Consider the following 24851-nt stretch of genomic DNA (forward strand, 5'->3'; position numbering starts at 1 on the left):
TCTCCGATTCGGGTTGTCGGGCTGATTCGGGCGCGGCCGAGCGTGACAATGGCCCGTCGCAGATAGGTCTTCCCCGCGCATCCGCCACCGCGAGGGCGCCTGGCTGACCGGGTCGTGAACGCGCGATGCTGGCAAACGGCCCCGCGTCGTGTTGCGGTTGCCGCACCCGACCCCCTCGTGTAGAGGTCCGCCGATCCGTCGGCGCCGAGCGGAGGGTTCGGGATTCCGGGCCCGCCGCCCGCGCCTCATGGCAGCGAGGGATGGGACGCCGGGCACCCGGCGCGAGGGGGCTCCCGCCGCCGAACCGGAAACCGTTTCAGAGCCCACGAGAAGACATGTCCGACGATCCCGCCACCGGCAGCGCGACCTTCCAGCGCGTGGCCGACATCATTGCCGAGACGGCCGACATCGAGCGGGACAAGATCACTCCCGAGAGCCACGCCATCGACGACCTCGGCATCGACAGCCTCGCCTTCCTCGACATCGCCTTCGCGGTGGACAAGGCCTTCGGCATCAAGCTGCCGCTGGAGCGGTGGACGCAGGAGGTCAACGAGGGCAAGGTCCCGGCCGAACAGTACTTCGTGCTGAAGAACCTCTGCGCCCGGATCGATGCCCTGGTCGCCGAGAAGGCCGCCAAGGTCTGAGCGACCCGACGCGCCCGCCCGCCATGCGCCCAGCTCGCCATGCGTCTTGAATATTTCGAGATGATCGATGCCGTGGTGCGGCTCGACCGTACCGCCGGCACCATCGAGGCCGTGGCGAAGGTGCCGGACGCGAGCCCGGTCTTCGAGGGGCATTTCCCCGGCCACCCCCTGGTGCCGGGCGTGCTCCTCACCGAGACCATGGCTCAGGCCTCGGGCTATCTCATCCTCGCCCATCTCGGCTTCGAGCGGATGCCCTTCCTGACGGGCGTCGACAAGGCGCGGTTCCGCAGCTTCGTCGGCCCCGGCGCGGTGCTGACCGTGACGGCGAAGCTCGAACACGACGGGTCGGGCTACGCCGTGACCAAGGCGGCGATCCGCCACGAGGGCAAGGCGATCTGCGACGCGGAGCTTCGCTTCCGCACCATGCCCTTCCCGGAAGGGCTCGACGCGCCGATGCGCGAGCGCGCCAGGACCAGCGGCCTCCTCCACCTCGCGGGGATCGGCGACGGAGCCCCATCATGACGCGTCCGGTCGTCGTCACCGGTATCGGCCTCGTCTCCTGCGCGGGCGAGGGCGAGGCGGCGCATCTCGCGGCGCTCGCGGCCGGCACCCCGCCGCGCGCCGACGCGGATAGCTTCGCGCCCTACCCCGTCCACCCGGCCCCCGCCATCGCCTGGGACCGGCAGATCCCGAAGAAGAGCGACCAGCGCCAGATGGAGGCGTGGCAGCGCCTCGGCGTCTATGCCGCCGGCCTCGCCCTCGACGCGGCCGGGGTGAAGGAGGATGCCGCCTTCAAGCAGGCGCTGCACCTCGTCGTGGCGGCGGGCGGCGGCGAGCGCGACTACGCGGCCGACGGCGCGATCCTCACCGGCCTGCGCGACGCGACCGACCCGGGGGCCTTCCTCAACGAGCGCCTGCAGAACGACCTGCGGCCGACCCTCTTCCTGGCGCAGCTCTCGAACCTGCTCGCGGGCAACATCGCCATCGTCCACGGCGTGACCGGCGCCTCGCGCACCTTCATGGGCGAGGAGGCGGCGGGCGTCGATGCCCTGCGCATCGCCCAGGCGCGGATCGCCTCCGGCCAGAACGAGGCGATGCTGGTCGGCGGCTCCTACAGCGCCGAGCGGCCGGACGCGCTCCTCGTCCACGCCATGGGCGGCTTCGCCAAGCAGGGCAGCTACGCGCCGGTTCGCGACCGCGCGGCGCCGGGCGGCTTCATCCTGGCGAGCTGCGCAGCGTTCCTGATGCTGGAATCGGCCGAGCACGCGCAGGCGCGGGGCGCCCGGGCCCTGGCGCGCCTCGGCCCGGTGGCGAGCGGCCGCTGCCGCCGCGAGCCCGGCTCCGTCGCGGACTCCCTCGCCGCGCGCTGGGGCGAGGCCGTGACCGCCGCCCCCGACGCGGTGATCTCCGGCGCCACCGGCGTCGCGCCGATCACGGCGGAGGAGACCGAAACCCTTCGCCGCCTCGCGCCCGAGGCGCGGATCCATCCCCTCGGCGACCTGATCGGCCACGGGCTCGAAGTGGCCGCCCCGTTCGGCGCGGCCCTCGCGGCGGCGCTGATCGCGGAAGGCCGCGCGGGCGACATCGCCGTCACCACGGTGGGGCACCGCCGCGGCGAGGGCGTGATGCGGCTCACGCGGGCCTGACGCCCGCCTCCGGGAACGCCAATTCCAGCCGGCAGCCGCCCCCCGGCGCCTCGGTCACGGCGATCGTGGCGCCGTGCAGCTTGGCGATGGCCGCCACCAGCCCGAGGCCGAGCCCGTTGCCGGGCGTCGCGCGGGCCGCCTCCGCCCGGTAGAAGCGGCGGAACACGCGCTCCCGCTCGGCCGCCGGGATGCCCGGCCCGGTATCCTCGACGACGAGCAGGCACATCCCGTCCCGCCGGGCGACGACGACCTGCACGGTGCCGCCCTCAGGCGTGAACTTCAGGGCGTTGTCGATGAGGTTCGACAGGGCCTCGGCGCAGAGGTCCCGGTCGGCATGGATCGCCGGCACCGGGGCGATCCGCGCCCGGAGGCGGATGCCGCGCTCCTCCGCCAGGGGCTCGAACAGGTCCACAGCGTCCTCCGCGAGGTCCTTCAGGTCCAGGGGGCCGAAGGCGGCGCGGCGGCGCTCGTCCTCCATCTCGCCGATGCGCAGCACCGCCGTCACCATGGCGAGCGTCTGGTCGATCCAGGCGAGGCCCTGGCCCACGGCCTCGCGGAACTCGTCCACCGTGGCGGCATGATCGCGGCTGCGCTCCAGCCGGGCGCGCAGCCGTGTCAGCGGCGTGCGCAGATCGTGGGCGACGGCATCGCCGACGCTGCGCATCTCGCCCATCAGGTGCTCGATCTTGTCGAGCATCCGGTTCACGTTGCCCGCGAGCCGGTCGAACTCGTCGCCCCGTCCGTCCACCGGCAGGCGCTGGCGCAGGTCGCCGCGCATCACCCGGTCGAGGGCCGCCTCCGTCGCCGCGAGGCGCCGCCGCGCCCGGCCGGCGAGGAGCAGGCCCCCCGCCATGGAGAGCACCAGCGTCGGGACGAGGCCGAGGCCGAGGGCCCGCACCGACATGTCCCGCACCCGGTCGAGTTCGTCGGAATCGTGCCCGATCACCGCGACGCTGCCATCCGGCAGGGCGAGGGCGGCCGCCCACATCTCGTCGCGGATCGTCCGCTGCCCGAGCTCGACCTTGGCCGCCACGCGGTAGGCGTCGCCGTCCGGGGGCAGGCCGGCGGGCAGGGTGTCGAGGTTGCCCGCCCGGCGGGTGTCGCCCGGCCCGAACAGCCCGGCATAGTGGCGGGCATGGGGATCCATGGCGATCCACGTATCGATCCGCCGGGCGGCCCCGCTGGGGTCGCTCGCCACGGCGCGGATTTCGAGGCGCAGGGTCTCGGCCAGTTCCTCGCGCAGGAGGCCCGCCGTCTGCCAGTAGACGAAGGCGAAGATCGCCAGGGCGAACAGCACAGACCACAGGGCGATGCCGCAGGCGAGGCGGAAGGCGGTGGAGCGGAGAAGGTCAGTCATCGGCCTGCAGGGTGAAGCCGATGCCCCGCACGCTGGCGATCATCGGCGCCTCGCCCCCGGCTTCGAGCTTGCGCCGCAGCCGGCCGACATGGACGTCGATGAGGTTGGATTTCGGGGTGAAGCGGTAGCCCCAGACCTCCTCGAACAGCATCGCCCGGGTCACGACCTGCCCCTGCCGCCGCATCAGGTAGGCGAGGAGCTTGTGTTCGCGGGGCAAGAGGTCGAGGTCGCGCCCGCCGCGCCGCCCCTGCCCCGCCATCAGGTCGAGTTCCAGGCTCCCGACGCGCAGCACCGTCTCCGGCGCCTCCACCGGGCGGCGCAGCAGCGCCTCGATCCGCGCCGCGAGTTCCCCGAGGGCGAAGGGCTTCGTCAGATAGTCGTCGCCGCCCGCCCGCAGGCCCCGGATGCGCTCGTCGACGTCGCCCAGCGCGCTCAGCACCAGGGCGGGCGTCCGGTCGCCGGATTGCCGCAGGTCCTGCAGCAGGCGCAGGCCTTCGAGGCCGGGCAGCATCCTGTCGAGGATGATCGCCCCCCAGCCGCCCTCCCCCGCCGCCCGCGCGCCGGCCGGCCCGGTCTCGGCCCAGGCGACCTCGTGCCCGCGCCCGCGCAGGTCGGCGAGCACGTCGGCGGCCGTGTCGGAATCGTCCTCGATCAACAGCAGGCGTGCCACGCTGCCCCCCTTCGGCGGTCTCTGTGCCGCAACGGCGCGGGTCCGTCGCGCCGCACCGCACTGCATGAACCCGAATTTAATGGCGCGGCGCGGTCGCCGCACCACAATCTGGAATAACTCTAAATCGTACCGCAACCCGACGGCATCCGCCTGTTTGGCGGAGGTGGCCGGCCGGGTTGACCGCATTGGGGGGCGGATCGTGGCCAGGAAGCGGCGCCCACGGCGCCTGATCAATCGCTACGCGCAGGCCCGGCTCTACGACGTCACGACCGGGGCTTACGTCTGCGTGGACCAACTCAAGGTGTGGCGCTCGGAGGGATTCGACGTGATCGTGCGCGAGGTCGAGAGCGGCCGTTACGTCACCGAGGCGGTTCTGCCGTCGGGCTTCGATGCGTGACGCGCCCTCCCTCCGGTACGGGCCGAACCCCGCCTCGCGTCCGCCGCCGCAGCGCAGCGCGACGCCCTCCTCGGCGTCCGTGAGCGCGCCGCGCGGCCGGAGCGGGTGGGGCCGGACGCTCGTGCTCCTGCTCCTCGCCGGGCTCGCGGGGGCCGGCTGGATCGAGCGCGACGCGCTGATGTCCATCGCCGGCTACGGGGCCAAGCCCGAGGCGCCCGCCGCGCAGGCCAAGGACAAGCCGGCCGATGGCGATCCCGACACCGTGACCCTGGACGAGGCGGGCCGCACACGGGCGGGCATCGCCGAGGGCAAGGCGGTGATCCGCAAGATCGTGCTGCCCGTCCGTGCGCCGGGCACGGTGGCCTTCGACGAGCGGCGGGTGACGCATCTCAAGCCGCGCACGCAAGGCCGCGTGCTGAGCCTCGCGGTGCAGCCGGGGGACCGCGTCCAGGCCGGGCAGGTGCTGGCCACCCTCGACGCGGCGGGCATCCTCGACGCGCGCAACGGCCTCGCCTCGGCCAACGCCGCCCTCGGGGAGGCCGTCGCCTCGGAGCAGGCCGCCGCGCTGCAGGTGAAGCGCGGGCAGGATCAATTGTCCTTCGGCGGCGTCGCCAGGGCCGAGGTGGAGCGGCGGCAGGTCGATCTCGCCAAGGCGCAGGCGGCAGTGACGTCGGCCCAGGCCAACGCGGCCATGTACCGGGCGCAGTACGAACGCCTCGCCCCCGCCGAGGGCGCGGCGCCGGGCACGAGCGCCATCGTCACGCCCATCGCGGGTGTGGTGACGAGCGTCGGCATCACCATCGGCGACGTGATCGACACCGCCCGCGACGCGATCACCGTGGCCGACCCGTCGCGGATGCTGGTCCTGGCGAACCTCTACGGCCCCGACATCGCCCGCGTCAGGACGGGGGACGAGGCCACGATCGAGGCGCCGATCCCCGGTTCGGAGCGGTTCGCCGGCACGGTCGGGGCGATCAATGCCGCCCTCGACCCCGCCACCAACACCGCCCCGGCGCGGATCGAGATCGCCAACCCCGGCGACAAGCTGCGCGCCAACATGTTCGTCTCCGTGACGATCGCGGCCGACCTCGGCCGCTCGGGCGTGACGATCCCCGCCGCCGCGGTGCAGGAGACCGAGCAGGGCCCCATCGCCTTCGTCCGCACCGGGCCGGACACGTTCGTCCGCCGCCCCCTGACGCTCGGCATCCGCCGGGCGGATTGGGTGGAGGTCGAGGGCGGCGTGGCCGAGGGCGAGACCGTCGCGACCAAGGGCAGCTTCGCCCTCAAGGCGATCCTGCTGCGCAGCCTCCTCGGCTCCACGGATTGAGCGCCGCGCCATGACACGCTGGTTCGCGATGCTCGTGCGGCGGCGCCTCCTCGTCCTCGTCCTGGCGCTAGCCGGGGCGGCGGGGGGCATCGCCAACCTCCGGGGCCTGTCCATCGACGCGGTGCCGGACATCTCGCCCAAGCAGGTGATGGTCCTCACCCTCTCGCCGGGGCTCGGGCCCCTGGAGGTGGAGCGGCTGATCACCTTCCCCGTCGAGAACGCCATGGCCGGGGCGCCGGGCATGGAGGGCGTCCGCTCCGTGTCGCGGGCGGGCATCTCGGCGGTCTACGTGACCTTCCACGACGCGGTGCCGATCCGCGACGCGCGGGATCAGGTGTTCCAGCGCCTGCCGCTCGCCAAGAGCATGATGCCGGCGGGCGTCGGCGACCCGCAGATGGGGCCGATGGCGACCGGCCTCGGGGAGATCTACCAGTTCGAATTGCGCGGCCCCGCCACCTCGCCGATGGAGCTGAAGCGCATCCTGCAATGGACCATCGCGCCCAAGCTCAGGCTGACGCCGGGCGTGGTGGACGTGAACATCTACGGCGGGCAATTGCCGACCTACGAGGTGCAGGTCTCGTCCGAGGCCCTGCGCCGCTACGGCGTGACCCTCGCCCAGGTCTACACGGCCCTTCAGGACAACAATGCCGACGGCGGCGGCGCCTATATCGAGCACAACGACCAGCAATTGACGATCCGGGGCCTCGGCCTCGCCAAGGGGCCGGAAGATCTCGGCACCATCGTCGTCACCACCGCCGCCGGCGGCATCCCGGTGCTGGTCTCGACGCTGGGCAGGGTGGTGCAGGCGCCGAAGGTCCGCCTCGGCGCCGTTACCCACGACGCCCAGGGCGAGACGGTCGTCGGCATCGCGCTGATGCAGTACGGCGAGAATGCCAGCGCCGTGGTCGAGGGCGTCAAGACAACCATCGACTCCCTGCGGAGCGAGTTGCCGCCGGGCGTCGCCATCGTCCCCTATTACGACCGCAGCGCCCTGGTGGACCGCACGATCCACACCGTGGCGCACAACCTCCTCGAAGGGGCGGCCCTGGTCATCGTGGTGCTGCTGCTCCTCCTCGGGAACCTGCGCGCCGGGCTCATCGTGGCGGCGGCGATCCCGCTCTCCATGCTGATGGCCTTCGCGGGGATGCGGCTCATCGGCCTCTCCGGCAACCTGATGAGCCTGGGGGCCATCGATTTCGGGCTGATCGTCGACGGCGCGGTGGTGATGATCGAGAACGTGCTGCGCGCGCGTGGCGCCCATCCCGACCGGCCGCCCCTCGCCGTGGTGAGCGAGGCCGCCGCCGCCGTCGCCAAGCCGGTGATGTTCGCGGTGGCGATCATCATCGTCGTCTACGTGCCGATCCTGGCGCTCCAGGGCGTGGCGGGGAAGATGTTCGTGCCGATGGCGCTCACCGTCATCCTGGCGCTCGGCGGCTCGCTGATCGTGACCATGACGCTGATGCCGGCGCTGGCCGCGATCTTCCTGTCCGGCAAGGGGCTCGGGGAGCACGAGACCCGCCTCGTCCACGGGATGCGCCGCGCCTACACCCCGGTGCTGCGGCTCGCCGAGCGCCATGCCGGGATCACCCTGCTGCTGACGCTCTCGCTCTTCGCGGGCTCGTGCCTCGTCGCCACGCGGCTCGGCGGCGAGTTCCTGCCGCAACTGGCCGAGGGCTCCATCGTCATCACCTCGGAGAAGCTGCCGGGCATCAACCTCGACGCCTCGCTCAAGACCGTGCATCGGATCGAGGCGGTGCTGAAATCCTTCCCCGAGGTGAAGAAGGTCGTCTCCCTCACCGGCAGCGCCGAGATTCCGACGGACCCGATGGGCGTCGAATCCACCGACAGCTTCATCACCCTCACTGATCCCGCCACCTGGACGACCGCCGACAGCCAGGACGGGCTCGTCGCCGCCTTCGACAAGCGCCTGCAGGCGGAGGTGCCGGGCGTCGCCTATTCCTTCTCGCAGCCGATCCAGATGCGCATGGACGACCTGCTCCAGGGCGTGCGCGGCGACGTGGCGATCAAGCTCTACGGCGACGACCTGAAGGTGCTGGCGAGCAAGGCCGACGAGATCGTGAAGGTCGTCTCCGCCGTGCCCGGCGCCGCCGACGTGAAGGCCGAGGCCCAGGCCGGGATGCCGACCCTCACCGTCGCGGTCGATCGCGCCAAGGCTGCCCGCTACGGCATCAACGTCTCCGACGTGCTCGACGTGGTGAGGAGCATCGGCGGGCGCACGAGCGGCGTCGTCTACGGCGACGACAATTCCATTACCGACATCGTCGTGCGCCTCGATCCCGCCGACCGCAGCGACATCGAGCGCATCCGCACCCTGCCGGTGGGTGGTTCGGGCAAGATGATGATGCCGCTCTCCATGGTGGCCAGCGTCGAGGTCGCCTCCGGCCCGGCGCAGATCAGCCGCGACAGCCTGCAACGGCGCATCTCCGTGCAGGCCAACGTGCGCGGCCGCGACGTGCAGAGCTTCGTGGACGCGGCCCAGGCCGCCGTGAAGGCGCAGGTGACGCTGCCGCCGCGCTATTCCCTCGAATGGGGCGGCCAGTTCCAGAACCTGCAGGAGGCGACCGCCCGGCTGATCCTCGTCGTGCCGGCGGCCTTGGCCGCGATCCTCGTGCTGCTCGTGGTGATGTTCGGCGACATCCGCCTCGCCGGGCTGATCTTCCTGAACGTGCCCATCGCGGCGACGGGGGGCATCCTCGCCCTCGCCCTGCGCGGCCTGCCCTTCTCGATCTCGGCGGCCATCGGCTTCATCGCGACCTTCGGCATCGCGATCCTGAACGGCGTCGTGCTCACGAACACCATCCACGACCTCGAACGCGAGGGGCTCAGCCCCCGCGACGCGGCGACGGAGGCCGCCGAATCCCGCCTGCGCCCCGTGATGATGACGGCCCTCGTCGCCACCCTCGGCTTCCTGCCGATGGCGCTCTCGACCAGCGCGGGGGCGGAGGTGCAGCGTCCCCTGGCCACGGTGGTGATCGGCGGCCTCGTCTCCGCGACGCTGCTGACCCTCGTGGTCCTGCCGGCGATCTACCCCTACGCCGCGCGGCTGCGCCTGCCCTTCCTGCCGGAGGCGGAGAGCCGGCCCGAGCCGGAGCCCGAGCCCTACCGCCGCCGCAGCCGGATGTAGAGGGCGCCGCCGCCGCCATGGTGGCGGGCGGCCTCCTCGAAGCCCAGGACGATGCCGCGCAATTCCGGTGAGCGCAGCCAGTGCGGCACGTTCCGGCGCAGCACGCCGCGCTCGCGATACGGGTCGGCATAGGTCTCCCCGCCCTTGCCGGTGACGACCAGGACGTAGCCGTGCCCCGCCGCCCGCGCCCGCAGGATGAAGCCGGTCAGCGCCGCATGGGCCTCGGACTGGATCATCCCGTGCAGGTCGAGCCGCGCCTCGATGGGCTGGCGCCCGCGCTTCAGGGCGTTCCGCGCCTGCCGTTCGAGCCCCGCATGGGGCATCGCGTTCTGCGGGGGCGCCTGATAGGGCGCGGCGGTCGCCATGCGGGGCGGTGGCGGCACGAATGTCGGCGGGGCCTTGGCGGGCGCTCCCTTGAAGGGCGTCGCCTGGGGGCCGGGCAGGCGCTCCGGCATCGTGGCGGCGGAGGGCGCGGGGATCGGCTCCTCGGCCTGCGGGATCGCGCGGCCCTGCAGCGGCGTGAAGCGTTTGGCGACCTCGCGCCACAGGCGGCTGTCGCCGGAGGTGAGGCCGCGCGAGCGGCGCGGCGACTTCACGACCCGCCCCCGTGGCGCGGCAGCAGGACGACGAAGCCCACCGGATCGCGCAGGTTGCCGGCGGCGATGCCGGCCTGCGCGCCGCTGCCGACGAACAGGTCTCCCCGCGCCGGCCCGACAATGGCCGAGCCGGTGTCGGCGGCGATGGTCAGGCGTCCGCGCTCACCCTCCCGCGCGCCCGGCAAGCGGCCCTCCAGCCAGAACGGCAAGCCGTAGCGCCACAGCGTGCCATCGACGGCGAGGCCGATGCCGGGGGAGAGCGGCGCGTTCGCCGCGCCCGGCGGGCCAAGGGTGGGCTCCTCGACCTCCGCGAGGCGAAAGAAGATGTAGGAGGCGTTCCGGCGGATGAGCCGCCGGGCCTCGTCCGGATGGTCGCGCAGCCAGCCCGTCCAGCGGGCCAGCGTCAGCCCTTCAAGGGGCAGGTGCCCCTCCTGCACGATGAGCTTCGCCACCGCCGTGTAGGCGCGGCCGTTGCGCCCGTCATAGAGCGCCCGCACCGCCCGGCCGTCCGGCAGGCGGATCCGGCCCGAGCCCTGGACCTGCAGCACGAGGAGATCGACGCCGTCGCGCAGCCACAGGATCGGCCGCGCCCGCTCGGCGAGCGCCCCGTCCTCGATGGCGGCCCGGTCGGGATAGGGTTCGAACCCCGTCGCCGTGGCGCGGGCGGCGCGCAGGGCCGGATCGAGGCCGGGCCGCGTCTCGCCGGGGCCGAGATTCACGAGATCGTCCGGCCGGGCGAGGATCGGCGTCGTGAAGCCCGGCGCCTGTCTGAGGGAGCCCGGCAGTTCCGGTTCGAAATAGCCGGTGAGGAAGCCCGGTGTCCCGTCCGGCCGCACGATGCGATAGGCGGCGAAGGCGCGGCGGAAGAAATCGGCGGCGCCCTGCGGGGCCACAGTGAGCGCCTTGGCGCAGGCGGCGATGAGATCGACGACGTTCCCCGCGACGCCGTTCCGCTGGGGCGGCGCGGGCATGGGCGCGGCGCAGACGCGCCGGAACGCTTCGAGCGCCCCGGCCGGGTCCGGCCCCGGAAAGCCCGCCAAGTCGGCGACGGCGACGGGTTCGAGGCGCGCGCCCGCGATCTCGGCGGGCGCCGAGGCGGCCGGCGGCGCCAGCAGCGCCGCGGCTAGGGCGACGGAGGCGAGTCCGAGGCGGGCACGCGGAGGTCGCACGTCACCAAGCGGTCAGGCGCCGGCCTCGGTGGCGACGAGTTGCCAGTTCGGATCGCGCGAGCCGAGGGTGCGCGCGAAGGTCCAGACATCCGGCACTTCGACCACCGTCTCGGCGCTACCGTCCACGACCTTGCCGTTGGCGTCGCGGGTGGCGGTGATGAGGTTCGAGAGGAAGCGCACCGTGACGTGGGCGACGCGGTTGCGCACGTCCACGGCGACGATCTCGGCCCGGTCGATGGAGACGAAGGTCGTCTCCAGGGTCTGCCGGTTGCGCTCGCGCTCGACGATGGCCCGCTCGAACGCCTCGCCGACCTCCTTCGAGAGCAGGGAGCGCAGGGTCTTCCGGTCGCCCTTGGCGAAGGCGATCATGATCGCCTCGTAGGCCACCTTGGAGCCCTCGATGAAAGAGCGCGGCTCGAAGTTCGGCTCCAGCTGCACCACGGCCTCCAGGCCGCGTGCCACCTCCGAGCCCGGCTCGGCGATGCCGCGCCAGTCGCGCGGGGCGGCGGCCGGGGCCGGCTGGGCCACGCGGTCGACGCCGGGCAGGCGCACGACGTTGTCGCCGCCCCGGTTCTGCGGCTCCGTGCGGCTGCGCTCCACGGGCTTGAAGGGCGAGCGTTCGGCGCCGGTCTTCTGGCCGAGGACCGAGCGTAACCGCCAGATGACGAACACGGCCAGCGCCAGGAAGATGATCGTCGTTAAGTCGAAACCGTCCTGCATCACCGATCCGATTGCGGCCGTCCGCGCGTCTGTCGCCCCGCGCGTCTGGGCCCTGCCGTAGCGCGTCGTACGCTCACCCTTATCCGACCAACGCGCCCGGATCGAGCCGGTTGTTCGAGCAGTCTCGTTTGAGATGCGACGAACCCGCGCGACTCCGGGTTGAATCTTGAGCCGATCTCGCTCTGCCGCGTCGCTTGTGGGTTCCCTGCGGGCGTGATAGCCGCGCCGGAGTCAGGGCCCTCTGCGGCCCGTGCCAAGACAGTCTTCCGCCGTCCGCGCCGGACGCCAGATCGAGAAGGATGAATCCGATGGCCGATTCCCCGGCAGCCAACGGCAACGGCGGCGGCATGCCGCAGGGCGCCCCCACCATCAACGCCCTGGCGCAGTACGTGAAGGACCTGTCCTTCGAGAACCCGCACGCTCCGCGCTCCCTTCAGCCGAAGGAAGGCGCCTCGCCGCAGATCAACATCCAGGTGAACGTCAACGCCTCGCAGCTCAGCGAGACGGATTTCGAGGTCGAGCTGACCCTCGAAGGCGACGCCAAGATGGACAACGAGGTGCTGTTCGCCTTCGACGTGAAGTATGCCGGCATCTTCCGCATGCTGAACATCCCGGAAGACCAGATGCACCCGGCCGTGATGATCGAGTGCCCGCGCCTGCTCTTCCCCTTCGGCCGGCAGATCGTCGCCGAGGCGGTGCGCAACGGCGGCTTCCCGCCCCTCTACATCGACCCGATCGACTTCGTCGCCCTCTACCGGCAGAAGATGATGGAGCAGCAGGGCGCCACGGGTCCGCTCGCCTCCTGAGGTCTCGGGCCCGCCCCCTCGGGCGGGCCGCCTTATCACGGGCGCGAGAGCTTGACCGCACCGTCCGGGCAGCCCATGCGGGCGGCCCCACGGTAGCCGGACAGCATGCCCCCCACCGCCCACCTTTCCCTGATCAACCTCTTCATCGGCGACATCCAGGGGGGGCTCGGCCCCTTCCTCGGGACATGGTTGGCGCAATCGGCCCAATGGGGACCAGCGCGGGTCGGGTTCGTCGTCACCCTGGTCGGGTTCTGCACCCTGTTCCTGAGCGGCCCCTTCGGCGCCCTGGTGGACCGGGTGCCTCGGCCCCGGCTGCTGATCGGCGGGGCCTGCGCCGCGATCCTCGCCGGCACGCTCCTCCTCCTCCCGGCCCGCAGCTTCTTCGCCGTCTTCACCGCGCAGCTCCTCGCGGCGGCGGGCGGCACGCTGCTCCTGCCCGCCGTGGCGGCGCTGACGCTGGGCATCGTCGGCAAGGACGGGTTTCCGAAGCAGCAGGGCCGCAACCAGGCCTTCAACCATCTCGGCATCCTGCTGGCGGCCGGCATCATCAGCCTCGGCGCCCCCTTCGGCCCGGCCACGGCCTTCTACGTGCTCGGCGCCATGGCGCTCGCCGCCATCGTCGCGACGGTGACGACGCCCGCCAACGCCTGGAACCGCCGCCGGGCGGTGGGCTGGACGGAGGATGAGGAGGACGAGCCCGAGCGCTCCGGCATCCGGCAGGTGCTCGGCAACCGCCGCCTGCTGGTGCTCACCGTGGCACTCACCCTGTTCAACCTCGGCAATGGCGGGATGCTGACCCTGCTCGGGCAGAAGCTCGTGGCGACCTCCGGCGACGCGACCGTCTGGACCGCCCGCTACGTGATGGTGGCGCAGCTCGTGATGGTGCCGGTCGCCCTGTTCGCGGGGTCCCTAGCCGACCGGCGGGGCCGGCGGCTCCTGCTGATGGTCGCCTTCGCCGTGCTGCCCCTGCGGGCGGTGATGTCGGGGCTGATCGACGATCCGTGGTGGCTCATCGGCGCGGAGGTGCTCGACGGCATCGCCTCGGGCATCGTCGGCGTGGCGGTGCCGGTGGTGGTGGCCGACCTGACCTGGGGATCCGGCCGCACCCAGACGGCGCTCGGCAGCGTCAACGCGGTGCAGGGCGTGGGCGGCGCCCTCTCGGGATGGTACGGCGGCCTCGCCTACGGATGGTTCGGCTGGACCGGGGCCTTCCTCGCCCTCGGCGTGCCGGCCCTCTTCGCCCTCGGCCTCGTGATCTGGCTCGATGCGACGCCGGAGCCCGGCCGCCGCCGGAAGCGCAGGGAGCGGCGCGCTTCCCACCGGAAACAGCCCGCCTGACATGACAAAGCCCGGCCGAGGGGCCGGGCCTTAAGGTTCCGCGTCGCGCGGGCGATCAGCCGACGTAGGGGCTGCCGGTCTCGGCGGGGAAGCGGTCGGCGAGCGCGCGGCGGAGCTTCTCCAGGGCGCGGTTCTCGATCTGACGCACGCGCTCCTTCGAGATGCCGAGGCGCTGGCCCAGGGCTTCGAGGGTCGCCTGATCCTCGGCGAGGCGACGCTCGCGCAGGATGCGCAACTCACGCTCGGAGAGGACGCCCAGCGCCTGCTGCAGCCAGCCGAGGCGGCGCTCGCCGTCCACGGCCGCGCCCACGGTCTCGTCGGGAAGGGCCGCGCCGTCCACGAGGAAGTCCATCCGCTCGGAGGCCGCGTCGCCGTCCTCGCCCACGGGGGCGTTCAGCGACATGTCCGGCCCCGAGAGGCGGGCATCCATCAGAGCCACGTCGTCCCGCGAGACGCCGATGGCGCTGGCGATCCGCCGATGGATCTCGTCGCCGACATGCTCTTCGGTGGATTGCATCAACCGGGCGCGCAGGCGGCGCAGGTTGAAGAACAGGGCCTTCTGCGCCGAGGACGTCCCGCCGCGCACGATCGACCAGTTGCGGAGGATGTAATCCTGGATCGAGGCCCGGATCCACCACGTCGCGTAGGTGGAGAAGCGCACCTCCCGCTCCGGCTCGAAGCGCGCCGCCGCCTCCATCAGGCCGACATGCCCCTCCTGAACGAGGTCGGCCATCGGCAGCCCATAATGACGAAAGCGCCCCGCCAGGGCGATGACGAGACGCATATGGGCGGAGATCAGACGGTGAAGGGCACGCTCGTCGCGCCTGTCCTTCCAGCGGACGGCAAGGTCGCGCTCCTCGTCGCGGGCGAGGAAGGGCGCCTCCATCGCGGTCCGGATGAATTGTCGACGAATTCCCGCGATTTCCGCCATCCCGCCTGCCTCTCAAAAACCGAGTGCTTGTGCGGCACCGGTCCCAATCGTCCGGCGCGCAAGGCGTCCGTTCGAACGACGCCAAGCAACCGGTAACGGCAGCGCAAACGCGAAAGTTCCGCGCCGGCATCGCTGAATGATGCTCGGCCGGACAAGAATCGCGATCAACTTTCCGAAAGATGGGTCGGTTCGCGCCGCTTTCCAGAGTCGAAAGACAAGTCCAGGGGGAAAAGTGACGCGGTTACCATTTCTAGAGCATGCAACGAAAAAGCCCGGCCATGACGGCCGGGCTTTTCGTCAACTCAATCAGAAGGCGAAACGACCTCTCAGGCCGCCTCCTCCTGGATGTCGTCACCCTCGGTGTCGCCCTCGCTCTCGGCCTCGGCTTCCGCCTTGGCCCGGCGCGGCGACTTGGCGAGGCTCTGCTCGATGAGCTTCAGCGCCTCGGTCTCGGTGATGCGGTTCACCGAGGAGATTTCGCGGACGATCCGGTCCAGGGCCGCCTCGTAGAGCTGACGCTCGCTGTAGGACTGCTCCGGCTGGGCCTCCGAGCGGAACAGGTCGCGCACCACTTCGGTGACGGCCAGCAGATCGCCCGAATTGATCTTCGCCTCGTATTCCTGCGCCCGGCGCGACCACATCGTCCGCTTCACGCGGGCGCGGCCGGTCAGGACGTCCAGGGCCTTCTTCACCACTTCCGGCTCGGCGAGCTTGCGCATGCCGACGGAATTGGCCTTCGCGGTCGGCACCCGAAGGACCATCTTGTCCTTCTCGAAGGAGACGACGAACAGCTCAAGCTTGTATCCAGCGATCTCCTGTTCCTCGATCGCGGTGATCCGACCGACACCGTGGGCCGGGTACACGACGGCCTCGCCGGTCTTGAAGCCTTGCCGGCCTGCGGTCGTCTTCTTGGCTGTGGTCATGCGAGAAGGGCCTCCACTGACGCGCGACACGGCGGGCGCCTCGCGCGAAAAGCTGTTCCCGGGCGGACGACACCCGGTCGGATCGCAACTTCCCGGAACCGGCGCATGAAGAGCGCGACCCCGGAACACTCGCGAAGCCGTGCACGCGACAATGCCTTCCGCCGGGAGAGACCCGGCGGCCGAACACATGCAACCCCAATGAGGGAAATGCGTTTCGGCGCGGAGTAGGCACGTCTGACGCGAGCGACGGCAGGCGGATTGTGTATCACAATCCGCGCCAGAATCAAAGCTCGCTCGAAGGTACGCGGGCGCCTGTAGCGCCTGCGTCCTGGGTTTTACACCGGCATGCCGGCCCGCCTAGCGAGACAATGCAGGGCAGGTCTTCCCGCAACGCACGGCCGTCCTGCCGGATTCATGCGGCGCCGCGCCGGGTGCGGTCAATCACACAGATCAGAGAGCGATCAATCGCCCGTGCCGGCGTTCGGCGAGAAATGCGCGTCCAGCTTGCCGGAGACGCCATCCCATTCCTTCGCGTCGGAGGGGGCGTCCTTCTTCTGCGTGATGTTGGGCCAGCTCTTCGCGTAGTCGGCGTTGAGCTTCAGCCATGTCTCCAGGCTCGACTCGGTATCGGGCTTGATCGCCTCGGCCGGGCATTCCGGCTCGCAGACGCCGCAATCGATGCACTCGTCAGGATGGATGACGAGCATGTTCTCGCCCTCGTAGAAGCAGTCCACCGGACAGACTTCCACGCAGTCCATGTACTTGCACTTGATGCAGTTCTCGGTGACGACGTAGGTCATCGGCTCTCTAGGTCCTCAGGTCCCGCATCATCCGGATGGGGCACACGGCCCGCGCATCCGGGGCTGCGCTGGCGCGCAGGCGCTGTTGGTAAGCGTTGTTGGGAAGGGCTCTAGACTCTGCCTCCCCCACTGACAAGCGCGCCGACGCCGCTCCCCCGGCAGGACGCCCACCTGTGGCAGCGCGTCATCACCCCGGCTCGCCGGAGATCGGCTCGTAGAGGCCCCTTGCCTCCTCGGCGGGGCCGCGCCGCGTGCCGAGATCGGCGACCCGCACGGCCATGGTGGCATGCGCCGCCGCCACCGTGACCACATCGCCGAGGCCTAGGGCCTTGGCCGGGTTGTCGCAGCGCGCCCCGTTCACCCGGACATAGCCGTCTTCGACGAGGCGCGCGGCCAGGGTGCGCGTGCGGGCGAAGCGCGCGAACCACAACCATTTGTCGAGGCGCTGGCGCCCCTCGCGCATCGCGCCTCCCGCCGATCAGCGCTTGTCGCCGCCGCCCGATTCCAGCTGGGCCTTGAGGGCCGCGAGCTTGGCGAAGGGCGAATCGGGATCCGGCGCGCGCTCGCGCCGGGGCGGACGCTGGTCGGGACGCGGCCCGCCATGGCGCTCCTGCCGCGGATCGTGCCGCCCCTCGCCGCGATGCTCCGGCCGGCGGTCGGGACGGCCTTCGTCTCGGCGCCGCTCGGGGCGCGGACCCTCGGGACGGTCGCGACGACGCTCGTCGCGGCCTTGACCCTGGCCCTGGCCCTGGCCCTCGGCCCGGCGCGGCTGATCGGAAGCCCCGGCCGGGGCGCCATCGCGACGGCCTCCGCGCGGACGGTTATTCTGGCGGGCATTGGCCGGACGCTGGTGACGCTGGAGGCGCCACACCTCGACCTGGGCGATCTCGGCGGGCGCGGCCTCCTCGGCGGGAGTCTCGTCCGACGGTTCGGCGGCGGCCTCGCCCTCGGCGGCGGCTTCCGCGACCGGCTCGGCGTCCACGGACCCGGCCTGCTCAGGCTCGGCCTGTTCGGGCTCGGCCGGGGTCTCGGCCTCGATTTCGGCGGGCGCGGTCTCCGGCTCCGGCGCGACGGGGGTCTCCGCCTGGGCGATCAGCGGCTCGACCTCCGTCTCGGAGATTAGATCGTCAGACGGCGCGCTCTCGGCAGGCGCGTCATCGGAGGGGGCTTCCTCCGTCGCGGGCTCGGCGGTGGCCTCGGGGGCCTCCTCCGGCGCTTCGGCGGCGACGACGGGCTTGGCCGGCTCGGTCGGGGCGGCGGCGAGCAGCGGCACGGTGATGGCCGGGCCGGGGCGCGACTCGTTGGCGTAGCCCAGGGACTTCAGGATCGAGGCGAAATCCTCGCCCGAGCAGCCGACCAGGGAGGTCATGCCCACCGTGGCGACGAATCCGTCGCCGTCGGCGCTGCCGTCCGGCGGGGCGCCCGGCGTCGTGCCGGGGCGGTAGGCGATGGCCGGGCGGATCAGGTCGGCGAGGCGTTCGAGGATGTCGACGCGCACCGCCCGCTCCCCGCAGACGCGGAAGCCGGCCGCCCGGTAGAGGCCCTTGGCGATCTCCTTGTCGACCTTGATCGAGGTGCGGCCGGAGCCGGCGAGATGGGCGATCTCGTCCAGGCCGCGCTGGTCGAGCCCGCCGTTGCGCAGGGCCCAGAGCTGGGCGGCCAGCGTGCGAGGCGCCGGCTTCAGCAGGGCCGGCAGGAAGATGTGGTAGGCGCCGAAGCGTACCCCGTGGCGGCGCAGCGCGGCGCGGCCGTCCTGATCGAGGCTGCGCATCTCCTGCGCGACCTTCGAGCGCTCCAGCACGCCGAGCGATTCGACCACCTGATAGCCGATGCCCTTGGACAGGCCGGTGAGGTCGGCGGCGGTCTCGATCTCCATGAGCGGGCCGAGGAGGCGCGTCACATGCGCCTTCAGCCACGCCTCGAGGCGGGCCTGGACCTTCTCACGCCCCCCCGTGTCGAGGCTGTCATCGGCCAGGACGCGGATCTGCGGGGCGAACAGCTTGTCCCCCGGCACCAGGCGGCCCACCGGGGCGCCGGTCCAGCGGATCGTGCCGTCATGGGAGAGCACGAGGGTCGAATCCGCCGTCGAGGCGAACCGCTCGGCCCGTGATTCGAACTCGCTGGCGAGCGCCTTCTCGGCCGCGCTGCGGAGCGTCTTGGCCTCGTGGCCTTCCGCACTCGCATCGGGCACGAACAGGAAGCCGTTCAGCTGGCCGACATGCTGACCCTCGACGGTGACATCCCCGTCGGGGGTAATTTGGGCTTCGAGCATCGTGTTCTCTCGTAGGCGTCGCATCAGGACGCTGGTGCGCCGGTCAACGAAGCGGCTCGCAAGGCGTTCGTGGAGGGCGTCCGACAGCCTGTCCTCTACCCGACGCGTTTCGCCCTGCCAATGTTCGGGGTCGCGAAGCCAGTCAGGTCTATTCGCGACGAATGTCCAGGTGCGCCCCTGCGCGATGCGCCGGGACAGGGTGTCGATGTCGCCGTCCGTCCGGTCGATCGACGCCACGTGCTCGGCGAACCACTGGTCCGGGATGCGCCCGGCCATGCCCTTCATCAGGAAGCGGTAGAGCTCGGCGACGAGGTCCGCGTGAACCTGCGGGTGCACCTTGCGGTAATCGGGCACACCGCAAACGTCCCAGAGGCGGCGCACCGCCGAGGGGCCGCGCGCCATGTCGCGGATGTCGTCCTCGCGCATCAGGATTTCCAGCGCCTGCTGGTCCTCCCCCATGGGCGCGCGGGTCAGGCCCGCCTCGCGGGGGTGCTCGTCGAGGCTCGTCTGAAGGGCTTCCAGGCTCCCGAAGGACAGATCCGGGTTGCGCCATTGCAGGATGCGCAGCGGATCGAAATCGTGGTTCTCCAGGCGCTCCACCAGTTCGGCGTCGAAGGGCTTGCAGCGGCCCGTCGAGCCAAAGGTGCCGTCCGACAGGTGGCGCCCGGCCCGGCCGGCGATCTGCCCCATCTCGGCCGGGGTGAGGCGGCGGAAGCGGGTGCCGTCGTATTTCCAGCTCGCGGCGAAGGCGACGTGGTCCACGTCGAGGTTCAGCCCCATCCCCACCGCGTCGGTGGCGACGAGATAGTCCACGTCCCCGCTCTGGTAGAGCTCCACCTGGGAGTTGCGCGTGCGGGGCGACAGGGCGCCGAGCACCACCGCCGCGCCGCCGCGCTGGCGGCGGATCAACTCGGCGATGGCGTAGACCTCCTCCGCCGAGAAGGCGACGATGGCCGTGCGCCGGGGCAGGCGCGAGAGCTTCTTCTCCCCGGCGAAGGTCAGTTGCGACAGGCGCGGCCGGGTGGTGGTGTGGACGTTCGGGATCAGGTCCTGCACCAGCGGCAGGATGGTCGAGGAGCCGATGAGCAGCGTCTCCTCCCGGCCGCGCACGTAGAGCAGGCGGTCGGTGAAGACGTGGCCGCGGTCCATGTCAGCGGCGAGTTGGATCTCGTCGATGGCCACGAAGGCCACGTCGAGATCGCGCGGCATCGCCTCGATGGTGCAGATCCAGTAGCGCGGCCGGTCCGGCTTGATCTTCTCCTCGCCGGTCACGAGGGCGACCTTCTCGGGGCCGACCTTGGCGACGACGCGGAGATAGACCTCGCGGGCGAGCAACCGCAGGGGCAGCCCGATCATCCCGGTCGGGTGCGCGAGCATCCGCTCGATGGCCAGATGCGTCTTGCCGGTATTGGTGGGGCCCAGGACGGCCGTCACGCCGCGGGCACGGGCGTCACGGCGGAGGGAGCGCTGGGTGGGGCGAAGCAGGGCGTCGATGATCGGCTGTTCCTGCGGTCGGACGACCGGCTGCCCCTAATATGGGACGGTGCGCCCGCCCCTGCCAACCTGCGGCACGATGACGGGGTATGCGTCGATCCGCACATCCGCCTGCGGATGCTGTGGCTCGACATCGGCGCAGAGGGTGTCCGGCACCGCCGTGATCGGCCCGCGCCGGGGCGGCCGGTGCTCGATCACCTGCGCCGAGGAGAAGGCATCGCCGCCGCAGGGCGAGCCTGCGGTGAGGGGCTGCGCCAGCGCCGGGGCGGCACTCAGGAGGATGACGAGGACGGCAAGGCGCGGCAGCATGGGGGGAGCCTTCAGTCCACGCCCTCGACCAGCACCACTTCGCCGGTTCCGGCGGGCAGGCGCTTGGCGACGGCGGCTTGGTATTCCGGCGAATAATAATAGGTCCGCGCCGCCTCGTAGGATTCGAATTCGAGCACGACGTTGCGCGGGCGGGCCTCGCCTTCGAGCGCTTCGCTGCGGCCGCCCCGCACCAGGGGCTTGCAGCCGTGGAGCTTCATCGCCTCGGAGGCCATGGCGGCATACTCCTTGTACGCCTCCGGGTCCGTGACCGTCATGCGGACGATGATGTACCCCTTGGCCATGGCGTCTCCTCAAGCGGGCTCGACCGCCCCACCGGGATAGGGCCGCCCCACGCCGAAGGGAAGCGTCACTGGCCGGGCAGGCTCGCCTGGGCGAGGGCCGGGTCTCCCGCGCGCCCGGCGGTCTCGGTCTCGCCCGCCCGCGTCCAGCGGGTTGCTTCGATGATGTTGGTGCCGATCTCGGTGAGCACGGAGATGCGCAGGGGCACGAGGACCTTCGTGCCCTCGACGGGCGCGAGCCACACGGACATCTCGCGGTTGTCCTCCATGAACTTCACCCCCGGCCGGTCGGGCCGGTGGCCGGCGATCGCCCGGTAGCGAGCACCGCAGACGAGGACCGGGCCGGAATAGCCGGGCTTCTGCACCTCCCGCGTCTCCGCGTAGCTCAGCACCACGTCGAAGCGGGTCGCCCCGTCGAAGAGCGGCAGGGTGCGGTCGCAATTGGCGGGGTCGGTGGGGGCGGTGCCCGCCCGCACCGGCATGACGAGGGCGCTCGCGGGGTCCATGATGCTGCGCTTCATGGCCGCCGTGACCGGCACCCGGTCCTGCATGTCCACGAGCGGAGGGGTGATCTCGGTCTGGACGACGTTGCCGTGGGCGAGCGCCATGCGCACGGCGATGCCGGAACTGGCGGTGCGGGTGGCGATGGAGAAGGCGTCCGGCTGCGGGCCGGCGCCCACGCTCCCCGAGGAGCGCGCGGAGCCCTGGCCACCGGTGATGGCGCCGACGAGGCCGGTGAGCGTCGCGGAGACGTCCATCCGGTACGAATCGCGTTCGAAGGCGCCCGCGAGACGGGCAGTGCCGATCCGCAGGCCGGCGAGCGCGATGGCGTAGTCGACGGCGAGGGAGGCAGGAGCGGCGGCGGTCTTCGCCTTGCGGGGCCGCGCCTCCGCCTGCGGGGGAAGCAGCCCCAGGGCGGCGGCGAGGGTCGCCGCAAGGAGGGGTCTGACCGGGATCGTGATACGCATGGTCCGGCTCGAAATCCTGGACCGCGCCGGCCGGGCCGCGCGGAATGGGCCCTGGTTATCCCCGCGCCATGGTTAACAGAGGGTTCGGACGACGGCATTGCCGGTCGAGCCTTGACGGGACGGCCCTGTGTCGCCTATAGCCCGCGCCTTCAACAGGACTCCGCCGGACCTGGTTTGACGCACGGGCGCAGCCCGCGGCGCGAAGGTTTGCGCAGGCTGCGATCTGGCCCGCGGCGGAACGAAACGGGATTGTTTAAGTCATGGCGCGCCGCTGCGAACTCACCGGCAAGGCTGTTCAGGTCGGCCACCTCGTGAGCCACTCGAACCACAAGACCAAGTGCCGGTTCCTGCCGAACCTGTGCAACGTCACGCTCCAGTCCGATGCCCTCGGCAAGCGCGTGCGGATGCGCATCACCGCCCACGCCCTGCGCACGGTCGAGCACCGCGGCGGGCTCGATGCCTTCCTCGTGAAGGCCTCGGAAGGCGACCTGTCGCAGACCGCCCGTCTCCTCAAGCGCGAGCTGCACAAGAAGCTCGCCGAGGTTCCGGCCGCGGCCTGAGGCCCTTTTCGGATTGATCTGAAAGCGACCGGCGCTCACAAGGCGCCGGTCGCTTTCGTGTGTCCAGGATCCATCATGTTCGAGAGTCGTCCGCCGCTTCCGCCCTTCACCGCCGAGTCCGCCGCGAAGAAGGTCCGCGCCGCCGAGGATGGCTGGAACGGCCGCAACCCGGAGAAGGTCTCCCTCGCCTACACGGCCGACAGCCGCTGGCGGAACCGCGCTGAGATCTTCTCCGGCCGCGAGGCCATCGTCGCCTTCCTGACCCGCAAGTGGCAGGCCGAGCACGAGTACCGGCTGATCAAGGAGCTGTGGGCGTTCCACGAGAACCGCATCGCCGTGCGATTCGCCTACGAGTTCCACGACGCGTCGGGGGCGTGGTTCCGGGCCTGTGGCAACGAGAACTGGGAGTTCGACGCCAACGGCCTGATGCAGGCGCGGCATGCCAGCATCAACGACCTTCCGATCCGCGAGGACCAGCGCCTGTTCCACTGGGACCGCTCCGGCCCCCGCCCGGCCGACCATCCGTCGCTGAGCGACCTAGGGCTGTGAGAGAGGGCGGCGCCTAGCGCCGCCCGCCCGCCGCCATCCGAACCGGCTGCCGGATCGGGGACGGCGCGCCATCCTCCTCGAACAGCTCCGCCAGCTTCTCCGTCATCGCGCCGCCGAGTTCCTCGGCGTCGATGATCGTCACCGCGCGACGGTAGTAGCGCGTCACGTCGTGGCCGATGCCGATGGCGAGCAGTTCCACCGGCGAGCGGGTCTCGATGTCCTCGATCATCCAGCGCAGGTGGCGCTCAAGATAGTTGCCGGCGTTGACCGAAAGGGTCGAATCATCGACCGGCGCGCCGTCCGAGATCACCATCAGGATCTTGCGCTGCTCGGGGCGGCCGAGCAGGCGCTTGTGCGCCCAATCCAGCGCCTCGCCGTCGATGTTCTCCTTCAGCAGACCCTCGCGCATCATCAGCCCGAGGTTCTTCCGCGCCCGGCGCCAGGGGGCGTCCGCCGCCTTGTAGACGATGTGGCGCAGGTCGTTCAGGCGGCCGGGCGAGGCCGGCTTGCCGGCGGCGAGCCATGATTCGCGGCTCTGGCCGCCCTTCCACGCCCGGGTGGTGAAGCCCAGGATCTCGACCTTCACGCCGCAGCGCTCCAGCGTCCGCGCCAGGATGTCGGCGCAGGTGGCCGCCACGGTGATCGGGCGCCCGCGCATCGAGCCGGAATTGTCGAGCAAGAGGGTGACGACCGTATCGCGAAAATTCGTGTCCTTCTCCTGCTTGAAGGAGAGGGGCTGGAACGGGTCCGTCACCACGCGTACGAGGCGCGCGGGATCGAGCTGCCCCTCTTCGAGATCGAAGTCCCAGGCGCGGTTCTGCTGGGCGAGGAGACGGCGCTGCAGCCGGTTCGCCAGCCGTCCGACGACGCCCTGCAGGTGCGAGAGCTGCTTGTCGAGGTAGCTGCGCAGGCGGGCGAGTTCGTCCGCGTCGCACAGGTCCTCGGCGTGGATCACCTCGTCGAATTTCGGGCTGAACACCTTGTATTCGGGGCCGCGCGCCTCGTTCGCCTGACGCGGCGGCGGGCGGGAGCCCTCGGCGGCCTCGTCCGATTCGGCGTCCTCGGCCTCGTCGGGCAATTCGCCGGAGGGGGCGTCGGCCTGCTCCTGCGCGCCCTCCTCGATGTCGTCAGAGGCTTCCTCCGAGGTCTCGATCTCGGCGCGGTCGCCTTGCGACTTCTCCTCCGAATCACCCTCGCTCGGGTTCTGCTCGTCGTCCTGGGCGTCGTTCTCGTCGTCGTTCTCGTCGTCCTCCGGGTCGAAGGGCGTCTCGTCCGACATGTCGAGGGAGGTGAGGAGGTCGCGGATCGAACGGGCGAAGGCGCGCTGGTCCTCGATGGAGCCGATGAGCCCGTCGAGGTTCGGCCCGGCCTTCTCCTCGATGTGCGAGCGCCACAGGTCCACGATCTTGCTGGCCGCCTCGGGCGGGGCTTGGCCGGTCAGCCGCTCGCGCACCATCAGGGCGACCGCGTCCTCGAGCGGCGCGTCGGCCCTGTCGGTGATGGTCTCGTACTTGCCGCCCCGGTGGTAGCGGTCCTCCAGCATCGCGGCGATGTTGCTCGACACGCCCGACATCCGCCGGGAGCCGATCGCCTCCACGCGGGCCTGCTCCACCGCGTCGTAGATCGCCCGCGCCGGGGCGTTCTCGGGGGCGAAGCGGCGGTGCAGGCTCACATCGTGGCAGCCCAGTCGCAGCGCCATGGCGTCGGCGTTGCCGCGCAGAACCGCCACGTCCCCCGCCGACATCTTCCGCGGCGGCTCGGGCAGGCGGGCCTTGTCGCCCGTCAGCGCCGGCCGGTCGGTGGCGTAGGTGACTTCGATCTCGGCCTTGCGGGCGATGGCACGCAGGCACCCCGCCACGGAGCGCTTCAGGGGCTCCGCGACGGGCTCGCGCCGCTCGCCGGGCTTGCGGTTGGACAGGGACATGCTGGCC

Annotated in this window: 24 protein-coding genes; 10 read left to right on the plus strand and 14 right to left on the minus strand. The window is 71.5% G+C overall.

What is annotated here, in order from left to right; translation table 11 throughout:
• Positions 1 to 335: 335 nt before the first annotated feature.
• From ACXJ1Y_RS14835 to ACXJ1Y_RS14845, 3 genes are read left to right on the plus strand one after another with little or no spacing between them, the layout of a single operon-like run.
• The gene (locus tag ACXJ1Y_RS14835; protein WP_243953692.1) at positions 336 to 644 is read left to right on the plus strand and encodes an acyl carrier protein; all 309 of its coding nucleotides are present in this window, start codon (positions 336 to 338) and stop codon (positions 642 to 644) included.
• Between the two features lie 39 nt (positions 645 to 683).
• Positions 684 to 1166, plus strand: a complete 483-nt coding sequence (locus ACXJ1Y_RS14840) for a 3-hydroxyacyl-ACP dehydratase FabZ family protein (RefSeq protein ID WP_463846964.1) — start codon at positions 684 to 686, stop codon at positions 1164 to 1166.
• Complete coding sequence (locus ACXJ1Y_RS14845; RefSeq protein WP_463846965.1) at positions 1163 to 2290, plus strand: beta-ketoacyl-ACP synthase; 1128 nt, start codon at positions 1163 to 1165, stop codon at positions 2288 to 2290. Before ACXJ1Y_RS14840 ends, ACXJ1Y_RS14845 begins: the two co-directional genes overlap by 4 nt.
• Here ACXJ1Y_RS14845 and ACXJ1Y_RS14850 read toward each other — a convergent pair.
• Together ACXJ1Y_RS14850 and ACXJ1Y_RS14855 are read right to left on the minus strand one after the other, a co-directional pair.
• Positions 2277 to 3647, minus strand: a complete 1371-nt coding sequence (locus ACXJ1Y_RS14850; RefSeq protein WP_463846966.1) for a HAMP domain-containing sensor histidine kinase — start codon at positions 3645 to 3647, stop codon at positions 2277 to 2279. The two genes, ACXJ1Y_RS14845 and ACXJ1Y_RS14850, sit on opposite strands and share 14 nt — an antisense overlap.
• Positions 3640 to 4317, minus strand: a complete 678-nt coding sequence (locus tag ACXJ1Y_RS14855) for a response regulator transcription factor (protein WP_463846967.1) — start codon at positions 4315 to 4317, stop codon at positions 3640 to 3642. The genes ACXJ1Y_RS14850 and ACXJ1Y_RS14855 overlap by 8 nt, the downstream gene beginning before the upstream one ends.
• A 199-nt stretch (positions 4318 to 4516) precedes the next feature.
• On the opposite strand from ACXJ1Y_RS14855, the gene ACXJ1Y_RS14860 reads away from it, so the two are divergent.
• From ACXJ1Y_RS14860 to ACXJ1Y_RS14870, 3 genes are read left to right on the plus strand one after another with little or no spacing between them, the layout of a single operon-like run.
• Positions 4517 to 4714: a polyhydroxyalkanoate synthesis regulator DNA-binding domain-containing protein gene (locus tag ACXJ1Y_RS14860; protein WP_463846968.1), complete on the plus strand. Its 198-nt coding sequence runs from the start codon at positions 4517 to 4519 to the stop codon at positions 4712 to 4714.
• Positions 4707 to 6041 carry an efflux RND transporter periplasmic adaptor subunit gene (locus tag ACXJ1Y_RS14865; RefSeq protein WP_463846969.1) on the plus strand — a complete coding sequence of 445 codons (1335 nt, stop codon included), beginning with the start codon at positions 4707 to 4709 and terminating at the stop codon, positions 6039 to 6041. The genes ACXJ1Y_RS14860 and ACXJ1Y_RS14865 overlap by 8 nt, the downstream gene beginning before the upstream one ends.
• Positions 6042 to 6051: 10 nt before the next feature.
• Complete coding sequence (locus tag ACXJ1Y_RS14870) at positions 6052 to 9186, plus strand: efflux RND transporter permease subunit (protein ID WP_463846970.1); 3135 nt, start codon at positions 6052 to 6054, stop codon at positions 9184 to 9186.
• Here ACXJ1Y_RS14870 and ACXJ1Y_RS14875 read toward each other — a convergent pair.
• The 3 genes from ACXJ1Y_RS14875 to ACXJ1Y_RS14885 are packed head-to-tail and all read right to left on the minus strand — an operon-like array spanning position 9162 to position 11671.
• A complete protein-coding gene (locus tag ACXJ1Y_RS14875) occupies positions 9162 to 9782 on the minus strand; it encodes a Smr/MutS family protein (RefSeq protein ID WP_463846971.1) in 621 nt (206 codons plus the stop codon). The genes ACXJ1Y_RS14870 and ACXJ1Y_RS14875 overlap by 25 nt on opposite strands.
• Positions 9779 to 10951, minus strand: coding sequence for a murein transglycosylase A (gene mltA / locus ACXJ1Y_RS14880; protein WP_463846972.1), 1173 nt, complete (start codon positions 10949 to 10951; stop codon positions 9779 to 9781). The genes ACXJ1Y_RS14875 and mltA overlap by 4 nt, the downstream gene beginning before the upstream one ends.
• 12 nt (positions 10952 to 10963) lie before the next feature.
• Positions 10964 to 11671 (minus strand): Tim44/TimA family putative adaptor protein, encoded by a 708-nt coding sequence (locus ACXJ1Y_RS14885; RefSeq protein ID WP_463846973.1) that lies wholly within the window; start codon positions 11669 to 11671, stop codon positions 10964 to 10966.
• Positions 11672 to 11979: 308 nt separating this feature from the next.
• Between ACXJ1Y_RS14885 and secB the strand changes: the two genes are divergently transcribed.
• Both secB and ACXJ1Y_RS14895 read left to right on the plus strand, forming a co-directional pair.
• A complete protein-coding gene (secB, locus tag ACXJ1Y_RS14890; protein WP_463846974.1) occupies positions 11980 to 12477 on the plus strand; it encodes a protein-export chaperone SecB in 498 nt (165 codons plus the stop codon).
• A gap of 105 nt (positions 12478 to 12582) precedes the next feature.
• On the plus strand, positions 12583 to 13815 hold the full coding sequence (locus ACXJ1Y_RS14895) for an MFS transporter (RefSeq protein WP_463846975.1): 1233 nt from the start codon (positions 12583 to 12585) through the stop codon (positions 13813 to 13815).
• Between the two features lie 55 nt (positions 13816 to 13870).
• On the opposite strand, the gene ACXJ1Y_RS14900 is transcribed toward ACXJ1Y_RS14895, so the two are convergent.
• The 8 genes from ACXJ1Y_RS14900 to ACXJ1Y_RS14935 all read right to left on the minus strand — a co-directional run bounded on the left by ACXJ1Y_RS14900 (position 13871) and on the right by ACXJ1Y_RS14935 (position 21811).
• A complete protein-coding gene (locus ACXJ1Y_RS14900; protein ID WP_463846976.1) occupies positions 13871 to 14746 on the minus strand; it encodes an RNA polymerase factor sigma-32 in 876 nt (291 codons plus the stop codon).
• 326 nt (positions 14747 to 15072) lie between these two features.
• A complete protein-coding gene (locus tag ACXJ1Y_RS14905) occupies positions 15073 to 15669 on the minus strand; it encodes a CarD family transcriptional regulator (protein ID WP_463846977.1) in 597 nt (198 codons plus the stop codon).
• 461 nt (positions 15670 to 16130) lie between these two features.
• Positions 16131 to 16469: a ferredoxin FdxA gene (fdxA, locus tag ACXJ1Y_RS14910; RefSeq protein WP_243953677.1), complete on the minus strand. Its 339-nt coding sequence runs from the start codon at positions 16467 to 16469 to the stop codon at positions 16131 to 16133.
• Between the two features lie 187 nt (positions 16470 to 16656).
• Positions 16657 to 16932: an RNA-binding S4 domain-containing protein gene (locus ACXJ1Y_RS14915; RefSeq protein WP_463846978.1), complete on the minus strand. Its 276-nt coding sequence runs from the start codon at positions 16930 to 16932 to the stop codon at positions 16657 to 16659.
• A gap of 15 nt (positions 16933 to 16947) precedes the next feature.
• A complete protein-coding gene (locus ACXJ1Y_RS14920; RefSeq protein WP_463846979.1) occupies positions 16948 to 20175 on the minus strand; it encodes a helicase-related protein in 3228 nt (1075 codons plus the stop codon).
• A 96-nt stretch (positions 20176 to 20271) separates the two neighbouring features.
• On the minus strand, positions 20272 to 20544 hold the full coding sequence (locus ACXJ1Y_RS14925) for a hypothetical protein (protein ID WP_463846980.1): 273 nt from the start codon (positions 20542 to 20544) through the stop codon (positions 20272 to 20274).
• Between the two features lie 11 nt (positions 20545 to 20555).
• Positions 20556 to 20846, minus strand: coding sequence for a DUF1330 domain-containing protein (locus tag ACXJ1Y_RS14930; protein ID WP_463846981.1), 291 nt, complete (start codon positions 20844 to 20846; stop codon positions 20556 to 20558).
• 65 nt (positions 20847 to 20911) lie between these two features.
• Positions 20912 to 21811, minus strand: coding sequence for a DUF3108 domain-containing protein (locus ACXJ1Y_RS14935; protein WP_463846982.1), 900 nt, complete (start codon positions 21809 to 21811; stop codon positions 20912 to 20914).
• 260 nt (positions 21812 to 22071) lie between these two features.
• Here ACXJ1Y_RS14935 and rpmB point away from each other — a divergent pair, with 260 nt between their 5' ends.
• The gene (rpmB, locus tag ACXJ1Y_RS14940; RefSeq protein ID WP_243953673.1) at positions 22072 to 22371 is read left to right on the plus strand and encodes a 50S ribosomal protein L28; all 300 of its coding nucleotides are present in this window, start codon (positions 22072 to 22074) and stop codon (positions 22369 to 22371) included.
• Between the two features lie 75 nt (positions 22372 to 22446).
• A complete protein-coding gene (locus ACXJ1Y_RS14945; RefSeq protein WP_463846983.1) occupies positions 22447 to 22920 on the plus strand; it encodes a nuclear transport factor 2 family protein in 474 nt (157 codons plus the stop codon).
• A 13-nt stretch (positions 22921 to 22933) separates the two neighbouring features.
• Here ACXJ1Y_RS14945 and cobT read toward each other — a convergent pair whose 3' ends face one another.
• On the minus strand, positions 22934 to 24844 hold the full coding sequence (gene cobT, locus ACXJ1Y_RS14950; RefSeq protein ID WP_463846984.1) for a cobaltochelatase subunit CobT: 1911 nt from the start codon (positions 24842 to 24844) through the stop codon (positions 22934 to 22936).
• Between the last annotated feature and the right edge of the window lie 7 nt (positions 24845 to 24851).

It is taken from the genome of Methylobacterium sp. TK26 (genome assembly GCF_055361565.1).

Excerpts from the sequence above, each read along its gene's own strand:
- rpmB (WP_243953673.1), top strand. The coding sequence starts at position 22,072 with ATGGCGCGCCGCTGCGAACTCACCGGCAAGGCTGTTCAGGTCGGCCAC.
- ACXJ1Y_RS14845 (WP_463846965.1), top strand. The coding sequence starts at position 1,163 with ATGACGCGTCCGGTCGTCGTCACCGGTATCGGCCTCGTCTCCTGCGCG.
- ACXJ1Y_RS14930 (WP_463846981.1), bottom strand. The coding sequence starts at position 20,846 with ATGGCCAAGGGGTACATCATCGTCCGCATGACGGTCACGGACCCGGAG.
- ACXJ1Y_RS14915 (WP_463846978.1), bottom strand. The coding sequence starts at position 16,932 with ATGCGCGAGGGGCGCCAGCGCCTCGACAAATGGTTGTGGTTCGCGCGC.
- cobT (WP_463846984.1), bottom strand. The coding sequence starts at position 24,844 with ATGTCCCTGTCCAACCGCAAGCCCGGCGAGCGGCGCGAGCCCGTCGCG.
- ACXJ1Y_RS14925 (WP_463846980.1), bottom strand. The coding sequence starts at position 20,544 with ATGCTGCCGCGCCTTGCCGTCCTCGTCATCCTCCTGAGTGCCGCCCCG.
- ACXJ1Y_RS14870 (WP_463846970.1), top strand. The coding sequence starts at position 6,052 with ATGACACGCTGGTTCGCGATGCTCGTGCGGCGGCGCCTCCTCGTCCTC.
- ACXJ1Y_RS14840 (WP_463846964.1), top strand. The coding sequence starts at position 684 with ATGCGTCTTGAATATTTCGAGATGATCGATGCCGTGGTGCGGCTCGAC.
- fdxA (WP_243953677.1), bottom strand. The coding sequence starts at position 16,469 with ATGACCTACGTCGTCACCGAGAACTGCATCAAGTGCAAGTACATGGAC.
- ACXJ1Y_RS14885 (WP_463846973.1), bottom strand. The coding sequence starts at position 11,671 with ATGCAGGACGGTTTCGACTTAACGACGATCATCTTCCTGGCGCTGGCC.
- ACXJ1Y_RS14895 (WP_463846975.1), top strand. The coding sequence starts at position 12,583 with ATGCCCCCCACCGCCCACCTTTCCCTGATCAACCTCTTCATCGGCGAC.
- ACXJ1Y_RS14935 (WP_463846982.1), bottom strand. The coding sequence starts at position 21,811 with ATGCGTATCACGATCCCGGTCAGACCCCTCCTTGCGGCGACCCTCGCC.
- ACXJ1Y_RS14945 (WP_463846983.1), top strand. The coding sequence starts at position 22,447 with ATGTTCGAGAGTCGTCCGCCGCTTCCGCCCTTCACCGCCGAGTCCGCC.
- secB (WP_463846974.1), top strand. The coding sequence starts at position 11,980 with ATGGCCGATTCCCCGGCAGCCAACGGCAACGGCGGCGGCATGCCGCAG.
- ACXJ1Y_RS14850 (WP_463846966.1), bottom strand. The coding sequence starts at position 3,647 with ATGACTGACCTTCTCCGCTCCACCGCCTTCCGCCTCGCCTGCGGCATC.
- ACXJ1Y_RS14905 (WP_463846977.1), bottom strand. The coding sequence starts at position 15,669 with ATGACCACAGCCAAGAAGACGACCGCAGGCCGGCAAGGCTTCAAGACC.
- ACXJ1Y_RS14865 (WP_463846969.1), top strand. The coding sequence starts at position 4,707 with ATGCGTGACGCGCCCTCCCTCCGGTACGGGCCGAACCCCGCCTCGCGT.
- ACXJ1Y_RS14835 (WP_243953692.1), top strand. The coding sequence starts at position 336 with ATGTCCGACGATCCCGCCACCGGCAGCGCGACCTTCCAGCGCGTGGCC.
- ACXJ1Y_RS14900 (WP_463846976.1), bottom strand. The coding sequence starts at position 14,746 with ATGGCGGAAATCGCGGGAATTCGTCGACAATTCATCCGGACCGCGATG.